This is a genomic window from Allobranchiibius sp. GilTou38 (assembly GCF_017565325.1).
Classification (GTDB): domain Bacteria; phylum Actinomycetota; class Actinomycetes; order Actinomycetales; family Dermatophilaceae; genus Allobranchiibius; species Allobranchiibius huperziae.
This window is the reverse complement of sequence record NZ_JAGEKN010000006.1, coordinates 791,302-805,967: the sequence shown is the minus strand read 5'-3', so window position 1 is coordinate 805,967 and position 14,666 is coordinate 791,302. Positions and strand designations below refer to the sequence as shown.

Sequence of the window (14,666 nt, the reverse complement as noted above, 5' to 3'; positions counted from 1 at the left end):
CCGTCACGGTCTCGCCCCCGCGTCGGCGGCGTGGAGACTTCAGCGGGACGTAGCGATCTCCCGACCGGTCTCATCGAACTCCCGTGGACCCGCGTGCGTCTCGTTGCGCAGGGGTGACGGCTCGACGAAGAGCACCTTCGCGAGGCCGCCCGGCAGCCACCAGTTGTACTTGCCGAATAGGCTGACCAGGGCGGGCACCAGCAGCGCGCGCACGATGGTCGCGTCGATGAGGATGCCGACGCCCAGCGCGGTGCCGAGCACCTTGATGTCGGTGCCGGGCGACGAGGCGAGCGCTGCGAAGGCAAAGAAGAGGATCAACGCGGCCGAGGTGACGAGCCTCCCGGTGCGCCCGAGGCCGACCGTCACAGCGGCGCTCGTGCTGCCGGTGGCGTCGTACTCCTCGCGCATGCGGGCCAGGATGAACACCTCGTAGTCCATCGACAGGCCGAACAGGAACGCGAAGATGATGATCGGCAGCCAGAACGTGATGGCGCCGGTGCCCGCAATGTCGAAGACCGTGCCGGAGCCGTGGCCCTCCTGCCAGAAGAAGGTCACCGCGCCGAAGACAGCCGACAGGGAGACCAGGTTCATCACCACGGCCTTGATCGGCAGCAGTACCGAGCGGAACTGGCGCATCAGCAACACGAACGTCACCAGCGCGATGAGGCCGAGCACGTAGGGGAACTTGTCGTAGACGGCGTTGAAGTAGTCGTCGACGACCGCGCCCTGACCCGCGACGAGCACGTCGCCGTCGACGGCCTTCTCGACCGCGGTGCGTACGCGATGCACCACCTGGACGCCGGAGCTGTCAACGGTCTCCTTCTTCGGCAGGACGTCCACGACCGCCATCCGGCCGTCGCTGGTCCTGTCGCCCGTCGCGAGCTGGACGCCGTCGACCTTGCCCGCCGCCGCGATCGCCTTGTCGCGCTGGTCGGCGGGGACCAGGACGGTGATCGGGGTCAGCACGCCGCCGCCGACTCCGTCGTCGCGCAGGGTGCCGAGCGTCTGGACGGCGGGCCCGGTCTTGCCGAGCGAGGCGATGTTGGACTGGCCGATCTTCAGCCCGAAGACCGGGGTGATAAGGAGCGCGAGCAGCACGATCCCGGCGGCGACGGCGACGACCCGGCGCTTCACGATCAAGCGTGCCCACGCCGTCCACCCGCGGGACGCGCGGCCCTCGTGCCGGATGCGCGGCCAGTCCACGCGTGGTCCGATCTTGGACAGCATCGCCGGTAGCAGGGTGAGCACGACGGCCACGCTGACCAGGGGGATGAGCATGCCGCCGAAGCCCATCGAGCGCAGGAACGGCACGGGGACCACGACGAGGGCGACCAGGCTGATCGCCACCGTCGCCCCGGATGCCAGCACCGCGTGCCCGGCGGTGCGCACCGCGGTGAGGATCGCCTCGTCGTTCGACTGACCGTGGGCGCGTTCCTCACGCCATCGTGAAACCAGAAGCAGGGAGTAGTCGATGGCGATGCCGAGGCCCACGAGGGAGATCAGGAACTCCACGACGAAGCTGACGTCACTGAACGTCGTGAGCAGCAGCACGAGCAGGAACGTCGTCAGGATCGACACCGCCGCGATGATCAACGGCATCAGTGCGAGGAACGACGCGAATACGAAGAGCAGCACAGCGAGCGCGCCCAGGGCCCCCAACAATGTCTCGACGAGGACGCTCGGGCCGCCGCTCTGGTCGGTGCCGGCCGAGAGCAACTGGTACGACGTGGTGCCCGACTGGAATCCGGCCCGCTCGGCCGTGATGTTGAGCGCTTTGCCGAACTCCACGCCGGAACTGACCGCGAAACTCGTCGGTGGAGTGGCCTGGACGAGCGCGAAGGTCGTCCGGCCGCCGTTCACGATGAACTTCTGGTCACCGGTGCTGGCGTAGTCCACCACGCGGGTGCGGGGGACCGCCGAGACGCGCGTGGCGGAGCCGAAGACCTGCGCGATCTTGGCCGACTGCTGCTGCACCGTCTGTCCCTGCGGCACGGTGACGGTGAGCACCGTGGTGTCGAAGCTGCTCACGCCGTACTGCTTGATCAGCGCCTTCTCGGCGGTGTCGCCGGGCTGACCGGGCAGGGAGAAGTCGGTCGTGAGTCGGCCGGGGACGACTCCGGCCGCCGCGGCGCCGCCGATGAATGCCGCCAGCCAGAAGAGGGCGACGATCAGGCGGTGGTGAATGACCCAGCGGGCTAGGGCGTCCATGAGATCTCCCGGGTGACGGCGCGATGAATCTCGAGGTGGCGGGCACGTGCGGCAACGGGGCAAGTTTCCTGCATGGCACCCGATCTTGCACAGAGATTTCGCTCGCGACGAGCGGCCTCCCGCCGGCAGCGGTTCCGGGTTGAGCGGTCGGACACCTGCATGCTCGGGTCTCCACGTCGGGATCGGTGCGCGCTGAGGAGCTGATTGGACCATCACCCACCGACACCCTCAGCGCAAAAGAGCAGGACCCGGGAGGATGAGCGCATGATCGACGACTCGAATGTGGGAGATGACAGCCACCGAAGCGACGCGATGAGCGGCGTCGGGCAGGCACCGCTGGATCCGTTCGAGCTGCTGACGACGACCCGCGCGGTGCGCAAGCGCCTGGATCTCACCCGGCCGGTGCCCCTGGAGCTGATCAAGGAGTGCCTGACGATCGCGCTCCAGGGTCCCTCCGGCTCCAATCGCCAGCATTGGCAGTGGATCCTCATCACGGACCCGGCTCAGAAGGCTGCCATCGGCGACCTCTACTGGCGGGCTGTGCAGGACTATGCCGCGTCCGAGGGGTTCGCCGGCAACCTCGCCGCGGATGACGCCGACCGGTCCCGCGTCCAGCAACGGGTCGGTGACAGCGTCCTCCACCTGGGCAGGGTCATGCGCGATGTGCCCGCGATGCTCCTCCCGTGTATCGACACGGGCGGTCCGCTGCCGGATGGCAACCAGGCGGGCATCTGGGGCTCGGTGCTGCCTGCGGCATGGAGCTTCATGCTCGCCGCCCGCGCCCGCGGATTGGGCACCGCGTGGACCACGTTGCATCTGGAGTACGAGCGGGAGGCAGCCCAGATCCTCGAGCTGCCCGACGGCGTGCATCAGGCTCTGCTCACGCCGATCGCCTATTGCACGGGTACGACCTTCAAGCCGGCGCCTCGCCAGCCCGTCGACGAGGTCCTGCACATCGACCGCTGGTGAGACGACGGCCGACTGCCTGGACGATCGCACCGGGGCGAACGTCGATGACCAGGCCGGGGTAAGGCGCGCGTCGAGCGACGCGCCGTGCAGGACGAGAGCGCCCACGCCGCTGAGGTGCCAGCGTGAGGCGCGTTCGTCCTTGCGGGTCAGGTCAGTTGTTGTACGCCCACTCCTTCACGTAGGCGAGCTGCACGGTGCCGGTGGACCCATTGGCCGGTGTGCCGTTCCACGCCTTGTTCGTCTGCAGCAGGAACCGCATGATCTGGGTGGGTGCGAGGTGGCCGGCTGCGGCGTCGTCGTACTCCAGGTAGCGCCGGTCGATCCACACCGACTGCCCGCCGGGCCACCAGTTGATCTGGAAGGTGTGCCAGTTGCTGGTCTGCTGGTGCTGCCTGGCGGTGAAGCCCTGCTGCCCTGCCGCGCCGTTGTAGTGATAGGTGCCGCCGACGGTTGTGCCGGGTGTTTCGAAGCCTTCGGTGGCGTTCATCTCGTACACCCAGTTGTCGTCGGACGGCCACTCGAAGGCGGCGAACGAGTGTCCTGCCGCGCCCGTTGCGCGTAGCCGGTATTCGATGCGTCCATAGCGCCGGGAGCCGACCTTGTTGTCGGTGGCGATCGGGAGGACGGAGCCGCCCCATTCGGTGCCCTGGCTGCCGAGCGCCCTGATCGTGAGCACACCGTTCGCGACGGACATGGTGCGCTCGGGGTGGTAGTACCCCTGCGCCGGCGTGCCCCAACCGGACGGGTAGGTCGTCATCGTCGAGGCATAGGGGTTGGACGAGGGGAGGTCGCCGGAGTTGTCGGTGGGATTCCACCGTGACCCGGCGGGCACGTTGCCGCGGTTGAACTCCAGGTTGGCTACCAGTCTCCGGTAGTAGTTGGTCGTGGTGGCCGCGTGCGCTGGGAGCGTGACGGCGGTTGCAGTGCTCAGGGTGAGGGCTACTGAGACGGCGACGATGCGTCGTTTCATAGCTCCTCCTTCGAGGTGAGGATGAGAATGCGGTCAGCGGTGAACATGCCCATCGCGGCGGAGGCAACGGCGGTGACCCACTCCTTGGGGGTGGGTGATCGGTCAGTCCTGCGCGACACCGTCTTGTGAGTCTCACGACCCTGGACCCAGGCGGCAGCGACGGTGAGGCCGCCGGCGTCTACGAACCCGGCCGCGGGGTCGGGCGCTGGGATGTCAGGGACGTGTAGGACCGGCCGATCTGGTTGGCCATGGGGATCGGTTTGGCTGCGGCGACGCAGATGGAGCCATACCCGGCCTCAGCACCGGCAATCACGAATTCATCTGTGAATGACCGCAATACGCGCAGAACGCGTCCACCGGGGCCCAGTAGGCAGCGTTCATGCGCCAGGCGATGGACGCGGTCGGGTGGGGCTTCTGCAGGGTGCTCAGGGCTCGGCACCGTCACCTCGTGACGTTCGACACAGTTTCGCGAGACTTCTGAGCTCAGTCGACCTCGTTGCGTGTGTTGCGGCCCGACGGGCACACAAGCCAGGCGACGGCACGCTCGATGCGTACGGGCGCATGTGGCCGAACGCAGACGAGTCCTCACGAGCCGCCGTACGCAGTGCGCCGGCAACTCGTGAGGACTCGTGTCTGTCTGGGGCGGCGTGTGGCCGCCTCGCTTGTACTGGTTCGTGCCCGGTCAGATGGCTGTTCTTTCTACGACATCTGATCCGTCGCTCCGCTCGGGGCGGCGTGGGGCCGCCTCGCTTTGTACTGGTTCGTGCCCGGTCAGATGGCTGTTCTTTCTACGACATCTGATCCGTCGCTCCGCGGATGGCGGAAACCTCGCTTCGCTCGGTCCCTACCATCCGCTGCGCGACTACTCAGATGTCGTAGTACATCTCGAACTCGTGCGGGTGCGGGCGGAAGCGGATCGGGTCCACCTCGTTGGTCCGCTTGTAGTCGATCCACGTCTCGACCAGGTCCTCGGTGAAGACGCCGCCCTCGGTCAGGTAGTCGTGGTCGGCCTCGAGCGCGTCCAGCACGGCCGGCAGCGAACCCGGCACCTGGCCGATGTTCTCCAGCTCTTCCGGGGGCAGCTCGTAGAGGTCCTTGTCGACCGGCTCCGGCGGCTCGGTGCGGTTCTTGATGCCGTCCAGGCCGGCCATCAACTGCGCCGCGAAGCACAGGTAGGGGTTCGCCGACGGGTCGGGGATCCGGAACTCGATGCGCTTGGCCTTCGGCGAGGTGCCCGCGATCGGGATGCGGATACAGGCCGAGCGGTTGCGTGCGGAGTAGACCAGGTTGACCGGTGCCTCGTAGCCCGGCACCAGACGGTGGTAGGAGTTCATCGTCGGGTTGGTGAACGCCAGCAGCGACGGCGCGTGCTTCAGCAACCCGCCGACGTACCAACGGGCGATGTCGGACAGGCCGCCGTACCCGTTCTCGTCGAAGAACAGCGCCTCGCCGTCCTTCCACAACGACTGGTGGGTGTGCATGCCCGAGCCGTTGTCGCCGAAGAGCGGCTTCGGCATGAAGGTGACGGTCTTGCCGGCGTTGTACGCGGTGTTCTTCACGATGTACTTGAACTTCATCATGTCGTCGCCGGCGCCGAGCAGGGTGGAGAACTGGTAGTTGATCTCCTGCTGACCGGCGGTGCCCACCTCGTGGTGCGCCCGCTCGACCTTCAGGTCCACGCCCTCGAGCCCCGCGACGATGTCGTCGCGCAGGTCGGCGAAGTGGTCCACCGGGGGCACCGGGAAGTAGCCACCCTTGTAGCGCGGCTTGTAGCCCTGGTTGCCGCCCTCTTCCTCGCGGCCGGTGTTCCAGGCTCCCTCGATCGAGTCGATGAAGTAGTAGCCGGCGTTCTGCTTGGTCTCGAAGCGGACGTCGTCGAAGATGTAGAACTCCGCCTCAGCGCCGAAGTACGCCGTGTCGGCGATCCCGGTCGACTTCAGGTAGGCCTCCGCCTTGGCCGCGATGTTGCGCGGGTCGCGGCTGTAGCGCTCGTCGGTGAACGGATCGACGATGGAGAAGTTCATGACCAGCGTCTTGTGCTTGCGGAACGGGTCCACGAACGCCGACCGGGGGTCGGGGATCAGCTTCATGTCCGACTCGTGGATGGCCTGGAACCCGCGGATCGACGAGCCGTCGAACATCGCACCTTCGGTAAACGAGTCCTCGCTGATGGTCGAGGCGGGCACGTTGAAGTGCTGCATCACACCGGGGAGGTCGCAGAAGCGCACATCGACGAACTTGACGTCTTCGTCCTTGATGAACTTCAGGACCTCATCGCTGGTGTTGAACATGAAACCTCCATGGCTTTGGAAAAATGGCCGCGCGCCGTCACCTGGCAGACCCACGCGCGGTGCGTCGAACCTAGCGGACCGCGATTACCCGCCCATGACTGAAGCGTTTCGCCGGTGTTACGCGCTGGGATGCCGGTCTCAGGACCCGGACCGCGGTCATTACGCTGACCGGGTGGCATCCCCTCAGTCCTCCCCGTCCACGGAGCCGGCCGCCGACACCGGGTGGCCGGGCAAGCGTTTCGGGTGTGCCGAGTCGGGCGTCACCTCCGTGGCTCGTCTCGGGCCGCGCGTCCTCGCCCTCATCATCGACTGGGCGCTGTGCAGCGTGATCGCCGCCGGACTGCTCGGCTACCGCTGGGGAGGGTCGGGCAGTTCCGGGTTCGCGCCCCTGCTGGTCTTCGCCGTGGAGAACATCCTGCTCGTCGGCGTCGTGGGCTCGACGATCGGTCACTGGATCGTCGGCGTACGCGTCACCCGCCTCGACGGTGCGGTCGCCGGGCCGGTCGCCGCGATCATCCGCGCGGTGCTGCTCTGCGTGGTCATCCCGGCGCTCATCTTCGATACCGACCAGCGCGGGCTGCACGACAAGCTCGCGCGCACCATCCTGGTCCGCACGCGCTGACGCCCGCCCTGCTGCTCTGCGTCGGCGGCCGCGTAAGGGACCGCGCGGTGTCAATGCGTTCGAGGTGGTGGGAACCCTATGACGCGACGTAGGACAGCGACTGTTCCTTCTGCGGCCGCTGCCTCCGCACTCCGCTGCGCGCGCACCTCGCTTCGCTCGGCGCACGCTCCCGCTCTTCGCGAAGCACCCTTCGCAGAGCAGCGACTGTTCCTTCTGCGGCCGCTGCCTCCGCACTCCGCTGCGGGCGCACCTCGCTTCGCTCGGCGCACCCTTCGCTGCGTGCTCCGTCAGCGGCCGCGGGCCGACTTGCGGTCCGGCCGCGCCGCGCGCGGGTCCATGCCCTTGGGGATCGGGGGCTTCACGCCGCCCAGCGCCCGCAGCCGCTTGTTCACGGCCTGCACCTCGGCATCGGTGAGTTTCTTGGGCAGCTTGGTCATCGTGGCGGTCAGCTTGCTCACCGCCACGGCGTCGTCACCCTCACCGACGCGCATCGTGTGCACCGGCACCTCCGGTCCCGACACCCGCGAGACCCGCTTGCGCTCGGACTCCAGCAGCTTCGTCGCGCCACCGCGCGGGCCTTCGCCAACCAGCACCACGCCGGCGCGACCGACCGCGCGGAAGACCATGGCGGCGTTCTGCATCTCGTTCATCTTGCGCGCCCGACCGGAGTCGGCAGCCACGGGCTCCTGCTCGTAGTACCAGCCTTTGCGCAGACCGCTCATCGCCGCGCTCGTCGCGCCGGGCTGCCCTTCGAGCTGTCCGTACGCCGCCTTCTGCGCCAGCCGCCCGAAGAGCAGCATCGCCAGGATGACGCCGAGGAAGACACCCAGGATGCCCAGGTAGATCGGGTGCTGGATCGCGATACCGATCACCAGGAGCACGACGAACCCGAGCAGGAACGCACCGATCAGGTAGAGCGGGATCCGCGGGTTCTGCTTGCTCGCGAGCGCGTAGAGGGTCTTGATCTGTGCGATCCGCCCCGGCTCGCCCCCGTCGACCGCCGTCGCTCCGGAGGCCTCGTTCTTCTTCTTCCGGGAGAACCGGCTCTTCTTCGCGGGTGTGGGTGTCGCCGACATGGAGGTCAGGATACGTGCGGCAGGGCGCGCTCCACGAGCGACGCCGCCTCCTGGCGTGCGGGGGAGGACGCCGCGGCTGCCAGGTGCGCGAGGTTGGCCGGGAGCTCGCGTCCCGAGCGCTCCATCGCCTGGGCGTAGAGCCGCCCGGCGCGGTACGACGAACGCACCAGTGGCCCGCTCATGACGCCTTTGAATCCGAGCTCTTCGGCGACCTCGGACCAGTGCACGAACTCCTGCGGCTTCACCCACCGGTCCACGGGGTGGTGGCGCGGGGAGGGGCGCAGGTACTGGGTGATGGTGATCAGGTCGGTGCCGGCCTCGTGCAGATCGCGCAGCGCCTGCTCGATCTCGTGGTCCTCCTCGCCCATCCCCAGGATGAGGTTGGACTTGGTGACCAGCCCGGCGTCCTTGCCCATCGTGATGACCGACAGCGACCGCTCGTACTTGAACGCCGGCCGGATGCGCTTGAAGATGCGCGGCACCGTCTCGACGTTGTGCGCGAAGACCTGGGGGGCCGCGTCGATCACGGCGCCGACCTGCTCGGGGACGGCGTTGAAGTCCGGGATCAGGATCTCCACACCGGTGCCGGGGTTGTGCTCGTGCACCTGGCGGATCGTCTCGGCGTAGAGCCATGCGCCGCCGTCCTCCAGGTCGTCGCGCGCGACGCCGGTGATGGTCGCGTAGCGCAGACCCATCTGCTGCACGGAGTCGGCGACCCGACGCGGCTCGTCACGGTCCAGGTCGCTCGGGCGGCCGGTGTCGATCTGACAGAAGTCGCAGCGGCGGGTGCACTGCTCGCCACCGATGAGGAAGGTCGCCTCGCGGTCCTCCCAGCACTCGAAGATGTTGGGGCACCCGGCTTCCTGGCAGACCGTGTGCAGGCCGCCGGTCTTCACTAGGTTGTGCAGCGAGGTGTACGCCGGGCCCATCTTGGCCGTCGTACGGATCCATTCCGGTTTGCGCTCGATCGGGGTCTCGCTGTTGCGCGCCTCGACGCGCAACATGCGCCGTCCCTCCGGTGCCACGGTCACGGTCTCGCTGCTCCCTTGCCTTCGACGTCGGGCATCTCGCCCAGCTCTGCCCTCTGGCGCAACCGCCGTGGGAGAGGCTTTGTTCCAGGGTACGCGGGCGCCGCGGGCCGATCGCCGTTGCCGTCGAGCGCAGCCCGGTGGGGCGGGGCGCCGTCGCTGCCTACGCTCAGGGGATGAGCAACGCGGTGCAGGGCGGACCGGACATCGACGCGCGTACGGCACTCGTGATCGTCGACGTGCAGCGCGGTTTCGACGACGCGGGCTACTGGGGACCGCGCGACAACCCGCTGTGCGAGGAGCACGTCGCGGCCCTGCTGGGACGGTGGCGGGAGGACGGGCGCCCGGTCGTGTTCGTCCGGCACGACTCGCTCGACCCCCGCTCGCCGCTGCGTCCCGGTCAGCCGGGCCACGCGTTCAGGGACGTCATCACGGGTGAGCCGGACCTGCTGGTCGCGAAGTCGGTCAACTCCAGCTTTCACGGCACGCCCGACCTGCACGCGTGGCTGCAGCAGGAGGGCATCTCCTCGATCGTGATCTGCGGGATCACCACCAACCACTGCTGCGAGACGACCGCGCGCGTCGGCGGCAACCTCGGCTACGACGTGCGCTTCGTCATCGACGCCACGCACACCTTCGACCGCGTGGGTCCGGACGGCGCCGAGTACACCGCCGCCGAGCTGTCGCGGGTTACGGCGGCGAACCTGCACGGGGAGTTCGCGACCGTCGTGAAGACCGCCGACCTGCTTAGGTGAGTGCGGCGGCTGCTCAGCCCAGGATGTCCGGGAGCCGCTTCTGTACGAAGGGCAGCACCTCGCGCACGGGGACGTCGCGGCCCAGCTCCTGGCTGAGCGAGGTGACGCCGGCGTCGGGGATCCCGCACGGGACGATCGTGTTGGACCAGGACATGTCGCAGTCGCAGTTGAGCGCGAACCCGTGCATGGTCACGTCGCGGCTGACCCGGATGCCGATTGCGCCGACCTTGCGCTCGGGCCTGCCGTCCGATGCGGCGAACCACACCCCGCTGCGACCTTCGACGCGCTGAGCGGCCAGGCCGAGGTCGGCGCAGACGTCGATCATCAGCTGCTCGAGTCGGCGCACGTGTCCCACGACGTCGATCGGGTTGGGCAGTCGCACGATCGGATAGCCGACGAGCTGTCCCGGGCCGTGCCAGGTGATCTTCCCGCCGCGGTCCACGTCGATCACCGGCGTGCCGTCGAACGGACGCTCGTGCGGCTCGGTGCGTTTTCCCGCGGTGTAGACGGCGGCGTGCTCCAAGAGGAGCACGGTGTCCTCCTGCTCACCGGCGACGACGCGGGCGTGCACCTCGCGTTGGGTGTCCCAGGCGGCCTGGTAATCGACGAGATCGGGGGCGAAGCCGAGCTGCTCGATGCGCATCGTTCGAGCGTACGCCGGGACCTTCCGTACTCCCGCGTCACATTGACACGATCAACATTGGCGCGGCGTCGCGGCCCGGTGAAGCTGGCGCCATGACACAGACCGCTGACCCCGCACCCCTGATCGCGCCCCCGGGTCTGGCCGGCGTGATCGTCGCCGACACCGCCCTCGGAGACGTCCGCGGCGCCGAGGGCTTCTTCCACTACCGGCAGTACGACGCCACCGGTCTCGCCCGCGACCACAGCGTGGAGGACGTCTGGCACCTGCTGCTGCGCGGCGATCTGCCGGACCCCGAGACCGCCCGCGCATGGCGTGGGGAGATCGCCGAGCATCTGCTCGCGACGGATCGCTACGCCGAGCAGCTCATCGCTGTCCTGCGTGCCGCGCCGACGCGAGCACCGTTGTCGTCGTTGCGGACTGCTATCTCGGCGTACGGCGTTCTCACAGGTGACGAGCCGCTGTGGGACCTGGACGACGCGGCGCGGGAACAGGCGGCGCTGCGGACCGCTGCTGCGGTCCCGTGGCTGGTCGCGGCGGCGTACGCCGTCGGACGCGGTGAGCAGCCCCGCCCGCCACGCCCCGAGCTGGGGTACGTCGGCAACTACCTCTGGATGGTCACGGGCGGCACACCGGACGAGCGCGCCGTGCGGGCGCTCAGCCGGTACCTGTGTCTGACGGTCGACCACGGGTTCAACGCCTCGACGTTCACTGCGCGGGTCGTCGCCTCGACCGGCGCCGACCTCACGGCGTGCGTCGTCGCGGCCATCGGCGCACTGTCCGGGCCGTTGCACGGCGGTGCGCCGAGTCGCGCCCTCGATGCGCTCGACCAGATCGGCACGGTCGAGAACGCCGCACCCTGGGCACGCGCGCAGCTGGCCGCGGGGCAGCGGGTGATGGGCTTCGGCCACGCGGTCTACCGGGGTCTGGACCCCCGCTCGGAGCTGTTGCGGGAGACCGCGACCGAGCTCGGCGGCGACACCGCTGAGATCGCGGTGCGGGTCGAGAAGGAGGTCGTGCGGGTGCTCGACGAGGCCAAGCCGGATCGCCCGCTGCGCGCGAACGTGGAGTACTACGCCGGCGTGGTGATGCAGGAGTGCGGCATCCCTCGTGAGCTCTTCACACCCACGTTCGCGTGCAGCCGGGTCATCGGGTGGACCGCGCACATCCTGGAACAGGCGAGGGGCCGCAAGATCTTCCGGCCGAGCTCGCGATACGTGGGACCGCCTGTGCAGTAAACGTTCTCAGTCACCGGTGTAGATCGCGCGCGGGCGGAACCGCAGCGGGTGGCCGTGCTCCTCGATCCCGTGCGCGATGAAGCCGGCGATCCGGGCCACGGAGAAGATGGTCTCCCCGGCGTCGTGCGGCAGGTCGTGGCCGACGGCGAGCGCCGCCAGCGCAAGGTCGACGTTGGGGTAGCCTCCGCCGCGCCGGTGCACCTCGAGGCGCAGCGCATCGGCGGCTGCCACCACCTTCGGCGCGGTCTCCTCCAGCAGCCCCAGCAAGGTCTCCGCACGCGGGTCGATCCCGCGGTAGACGGCGTGCCCGAAACCCGGTGGTGACCCCTCGTATTCGTCGAGCGCGGCCGAGGCGCCGTCGTCGATGCTGCATCGGAGCAGATGCTCCGCCGCTACAGAGGCGCTTCCGTGTCGCGGGCCGCCCAGCGCCGACAACCCCGCCAGCACCACCAGGTACGGCGGCGCGCCGGTGCCCGCTGCGGTGCGGGCCGCCAGCGTCGAGGTGGCCAGTTCGTGGTCGGCCAGCAGCACCAGCGCGGCGTTCAGAAGCGTCGTTTCCGCAGCGTCGACAGGGCGACCCAGCAGCCCGTGACCCAGGCGTCCCGCCAGCGTGCCCTGAGCGGCGTGGTCGGCCGTCCCGACGGACGCCACCGCGGCGAGCAGCGCCGCGTGACCGGCCCTGGCGAATCGGGTCGTGTCGGTGGCGACCGGGTCTCCCTGCGTCTCGTCGTGCAGCAGGTGCACCGCCATCCGCACGCGGTCCGCGCCGGTGGCCTCCGGTCCGCACAGCCGGCGTACCTGCAATGCCACGCCATCGGTCGACGGCGTGGGGGCCCAATCGAACTCGGGACACTCCCAGAGCAGCTCGACCACCCGCTCGTACGCCGTGTCCGTCGCGAGCTGCGTCGCGTCGGCACCGCGATACAGCAGCACTCCTTCGGGGATGAGGGAGGTGATCCGGGTGTCGATGGTGAGCTCGAACCGGCCGGCCACGGCACGCCGGTGCCGCTCGGCGAGGGCAAGGACGTCCGACCGCCGAAAGCGGGACCCGTCGTGCCGCGACCCGACGAGGTCGGCCCGGGTGAGGACGCCACGGCTCACGTACGCGTACACGGTGCGCACCTGCACGCCCAACAGTTCCGCGGCGACCGAGGTGCTGATCAGATCGGCGTCGTCCACGAGAGGCACGCTAGTTCCCTCAAGAATGGGGGTGGGGGCTGTGGACAAGTTCTGCGGGCCGCGCCCCGCGGATGGCACGGTCTGGTGCCATGGACGCGCGACCGCAGATCCCGGGGTATGAGGTGCTGCATCCGCTCGGTGCCGGCGGGTCGGGCCAGGTGTGGGCGGTCCGTCGTTCGGACGGCGTGCGGCTCGCAGCGAAGGTGCTCGGCACCGACGAGGGTGACGTCCTGCAGCACGAGGCGTCCCTGCTCCAGGCCCTGCGCCACGAGCACGTCGTGCGGCTGCACGAGGTCGTCACCCTCGGCGACGGGGGAGAGGCGCTCGTGATGCAACTGGCGGAGGGCGGGTCGCTGGCCGAGAGTCTGCGCACCCGCGACCACCTGACTCCGGGGGAACTGGTCACGGTGCTGTGCCCGGTGGCCCGCGCCCTGCACGATCTGCACAGCATGGGCCTGGTCCATGGCGACCTCAGCCCGGGCAACCTCCTCTTCACCCAGGAGGGCAAGCCGTTGATCGCCGACCTCGGCTTCTCCCAGCTGGCCGGGCACGACGGCCTCCCCTTGTGGGTCACCGAGAGCTGGGCCGCGCCAGAGGTCCTGGCGGGCCAGGAGGTCACCCCCGCGAGCGACGCGTACTCCTTGGGCGCGATCGCATGGACCGCACTCGTCGGCAACGCACCCGAGCCCGCCGCGCTCCGCCCCGACCTGGCTGATCTCGCCCCGCAGCTCGCGCCGGAGCTGCGCGACTTAGTGCTCTGCTGCTTGTCGCACACCCCATCTGCACGTCCGACCCCGGAGGACTTCGCGGTGGCGCTCTGGGCGATGGCAACCGCCGAGCCCGCGCCGGTGCAGGGGTCGGCAGGACGGCGTACGGCGCCGCGGGGGTCGGGGGACGATCCCGGAGTGCAGCTCACCCGCCGCATCCGTGAGGACGCGGGCCGCGAGGGCAGGAGCCCGAAGCCCGAGGGGGGTGAGCCGGCGGCGAGACCGTGGGAGGGCATCGGGCGGCACAGCGCGAGTGCGGAGGCCGGCGCATGGTGGCGGCGCCCGGTCGTGGTGCGTACGGCGGGTGCGGCGGCGTTCGTCGGACTGGTCACCGGCGGCCTGATGCTGGTCGGGGACGGCACGCCCGCCGGTGCCGACCACGCGACGCCGACGTCGTCTCGCAGCCTGGCCGGCGCACCCCGCACCCGTGCGGCCCCGGTGGCCACCCCGACCCGCTCGGCGCCCAGCACGTCGCGCCCGCTCCACCCGACGCCTCCGTCCTCCACGACTGCATCGCCCCAGCAACGCTTGTCGCGCTCGCCGCTGGGCGTGCTCCAGCTGCTCGTCAGCGCCCGGGCGCACGCGTGGGTCACCGGGGATGCGGGTGATCTGCGGTCGGCGGTGCAGGTCGGTTCAACGGCGTACCGATCCGACAGCGCGGACCTGAGCACCGCCCGCGCGGGCGGAATGCATTACTCGCGGCTGGATTTTCGGGTCCGCAGTGCGCGGACCGTCTCCACGACGGGAGGCACCACGCAGGTGCAGGCGGTGATCGAGCGGTCGGCGTACACCGTGTCAGGGCCGGACGGCACCAGCACCCTGCCCGCGACGGCGGGGGAGCGCGCCGACGTCTCGCTCGTCTGGACCTCCGACGGGTGGCGGATCACCGCATGGACAGCGTCGTGATCGCGCCCGTCGGCGCG

The 14,666-nt window shown here is 69.5% G+C and carries 13 protein-coding genes; 5 read left to right on the top strand and 8 right to left on the bottom strand.

Going from position 1 to position 14,666, the window contains the following annotated elements; all coding sequences use genetic code 11:
• Nucleotides 1-39: 39 nt before the first annotated feature.
• Nucleotides 40-2,208: an MMPL family transporter gene (locus tag JOB34_RS08900; RefSeq protein ID WP_208052320.1), complete on the bottom strand. Its 2,169-nt coding sequence runs from the start codon at nt 2,206-2,208 to the stop codon at nt 40-42.
• A 264-nt stretch (nt 2,209-2,472) separates the two neighbouring features.
• Here JOB34_RS08900 and JOB34_RS08895 point away from each other — a divergent pair, with 264 nt between their 5' ends.
• Nucleotides 2,473-3,177: a nitroreductase family protein gene (locus JOB34_RS08895; protein WP_243757727.1), complete on the top strand. Its 705-nt coding sequence runs from the start codon at nt 2,473-2,475 to the stop codon at nt 3,175-3,177.
• A gap of 151 nt (nt 3,178-3,328) precedes the next feature.
• On the opposite strand, the gene JOB34_RS08890 is transcribed toward JOB34_RS08895, so the two are convergent.
• The 3 genes from JOB34_RS08890 to glnA all read right to left on the bottom strand — a co-directional run bounded on the left by JOB34_RS08890 (nt 3,329) and on the right by glnA (nt 6,438).
• Entirely contained in the window at nt 3,329-4,147 is an 819-nt protein-coding gene (locus JOB34_RS08890; RefSeq protein WP_208052319.1) for a family 16 glycosylhydrolase, read from the bottom strand.
• Nucleotides 4,144-4,266, bottom strand: coding sequence for a hypothetical protein (locus JOB34_RS17855; RefSeq protein ID WP_279538877.1), 123 nt, complete (start codon nt 4,264-4,266; stop codon nt 4,144-4,146). Before JOB34_RS17855 ends, JOB34_RS08890 begins: the two co-directional genes overlap by 4 nt.
• Nucleotides 4,267-5,013: 747 nt before the next feature.
• Nucleotides 5,014-6,438 (bottom strand): type I glutamate--ammonia ligase, encoded by a 1,425-nt coding sequence (gene glnA / locus JOB34_RS08885; protein WP_208052318.1) that lies wholly within the window; start codon nt 6,436-6,438, stop codon nt 5,014-5,016.
• A gap of 172 nt (nt 6,439-6,610) precedes the next feature.
• Here glnA and JOB34_RS08880 point away from each other — a divergent pair, with 172 nt between their 5' ends.
• The gene (locus tag JOB34_RS08880; RefSeq protein ID WP_343048506.1) at nt 6,611-7,060 is read left to right on the top strand and encodes an RDD family protein; all 450 of its coding nucleotides are present in this window, start codon (nt 6,611-6,613) and stop codon (nt 7,058-7,060) included.
• Nucleotides 7,061-7,347: 287 nt separating this feature from the next.
• Here the strand turns inward: JOB34_RS08880 and JOB34_RS08875 are convergent, their stop codons facing one another.
• Nucleotides 7,348-8,136: a DUF4191 domain-containing protein gene (locus tag JOB34_RS08875; RefSeq protein ID WP_208052316.1), complete on the bottom strand. Its 789-nt coding sequence runs from the start codon at nt 8,134-8,136 to the stop codon at nt 7,348-7,350.
• 5 nt (nt 8,137-8,141) lie between these two features.
• Complete coding sequence (gene lipA / locus JOB34_RS08870) at nt 8,142-9,167, bottom strand: lipoyl synthase (RefSeq protein WP_208052315.1); 1,026 nt, start codon at nt 9,165-9,167, stop codon at nt 8,142-8,144.
• Nucleotides 9,168-9,340: 173 nt separating this feature from the next.
• On the opposite strand from lipA, the gene JOB34_RS08865 reads away from it, so the two are divergent.
• Nucleotides 9,341-9,919: a cysteine hydrolase family protein gene (locus tag JOB34_RS08865; RefSeq protein ID WP_208052314.1), complete on the top strand. Its 579-nt coding sequence runs from the start codon at nt 9,341-9,343 to the stop codon at nt 9,917-9,919.
• 13 nt (nt 9,920-9,932) lie between these two features.
• On the opposite strand, the gene lipB is transcribed toward JOB34_RS08865, so the two are convergent.
• Nucleotides 9,933-10,562 (bottom strand): lipoyl(octanoyl) transferase LipB, encoded by a 630-nt coding sequence (gene lipB / locus JOB34_RS08860; RefSeq protein WP_208052313.1) that lies wholly within the window; start codon nt 10,560-10,562, stop codon nt 9,933-9,935.
• A gap of 92 nt (nt 10,563-10,654) precedes the next feature.
• Here lipB and JOB34_RS08855 point away from each other — a divergent pair, with 92 nt between their 5' ends.
• Nucleotides 10,655-11,797: a citrate/2-methylcitrate synthase gene (locus JOB34_RS08855; RefSeq protein WP_208052312.1), complete on the top strand. Its 1,143-nt coding sequence runs from the start codon at nt 10,655-10,657 to the stop codon at nt 11,795-11,797.
• A gap of 6 nt (nt 11,798-11,803) precedes the next feature.
• Here the strand turns inward: JOB34_RS08855 and JOB34_RS08850 are convergent, their stop codons facing one another.
• A complete protein-coding gene (locus JOB34_RS08850; protein WP_208052311.1) occupies nt 11,804-12,976 on the bottom strand; it encodes a citrate synthase in 1,173 nt (390 codons plus the stop codon).
• An 89-nt stretch (nt 12,977-13,065) separates the two neighbouring features.
• Between JOB34_RS08850 and JOB34_RS08845 the strand changes: the two genes are divergently transcribed.
• Nucleotides 13,066-14,649: a serine/threonine-protein kinase gene (locus JOB34_RS08845; RefSeq protein ID WP_208052310.1), complete on the top strand. Its 1,584-nt coding sequence runs from the start codon at nt 13,066-13,068 to the stop codon at nt 14,647-14,649.
• The last annotated feature ends 17 nt before the right edge of the window (nt 14,650-14,666 follow it).

Excerpts from the sequence above, each read along its gene's own strand:
- lipB (WP_208052313.1), bottom strand. The coding sequence starts at position 10,562 with ATGCGCATCGAGCAGCTCGGCTTCGCCCCCGATCTCGTCGATTACCAG.
- JOB34_RS08890 (WP_208052319.1), bottom strand. The coding sequence starts at position 4,147 with ATGAAACGACGCATCGTCGCCGTCTCAGTAGCCCTCACCCTGAGCACT.
- JOB34_RS08895 (WP_243757727.1), top strand. The coding sequence starts at position 2,473 with ATGATCGACGACTCGAATGTGGGAGATGACAGCCACCGAAGCGACGCG.
- glnA (WP_208052318.1), bottom strand. The coding sequence starts at position 6,438 with ATGTTCAACACCAGCGATGAGGTCCTGAAGTTCATCAAGGACGAAGAC.
- JOB34_RS08865 (WP_208052314.1), top strand. The coding sequence starts at position 9,341 with ATGAGCAACGCGGTGCAGGGCGGACCGGACATCGACGCGCGTACGGCA.
- JOB34_RS08900 (WP_208052320.1), bottom strand. The coding sequence starts at position 2,208 with ATGGACGCCCTAGCCCGCTGGGTCATTCACCACCGCCTGATCGTCGCC.
- JOB34_RS08855 (WP_208052312.1), top strand. The coding sequence starts at position 10,655 with ATGACACAGACCGCTGACCCCGCACCCCTGATCGCGCCCCCGGGTCTG.
- JOB34_RS08845 (WP_208052310.1), top strand. The coding sequence starts at position 13,066 with ATGGACGCGCGACCGCAGATCCCGGGGTATGAGGTGCTGCATCCGCTC.
- JOB34_RS08875 (WP_208052316.1), bottom strand. The coding sequence starts at position 8,136 with ATGTCGGCGACACCCACACCCGCGAAGAAGAGCCGGTTCTCCCGGAAG.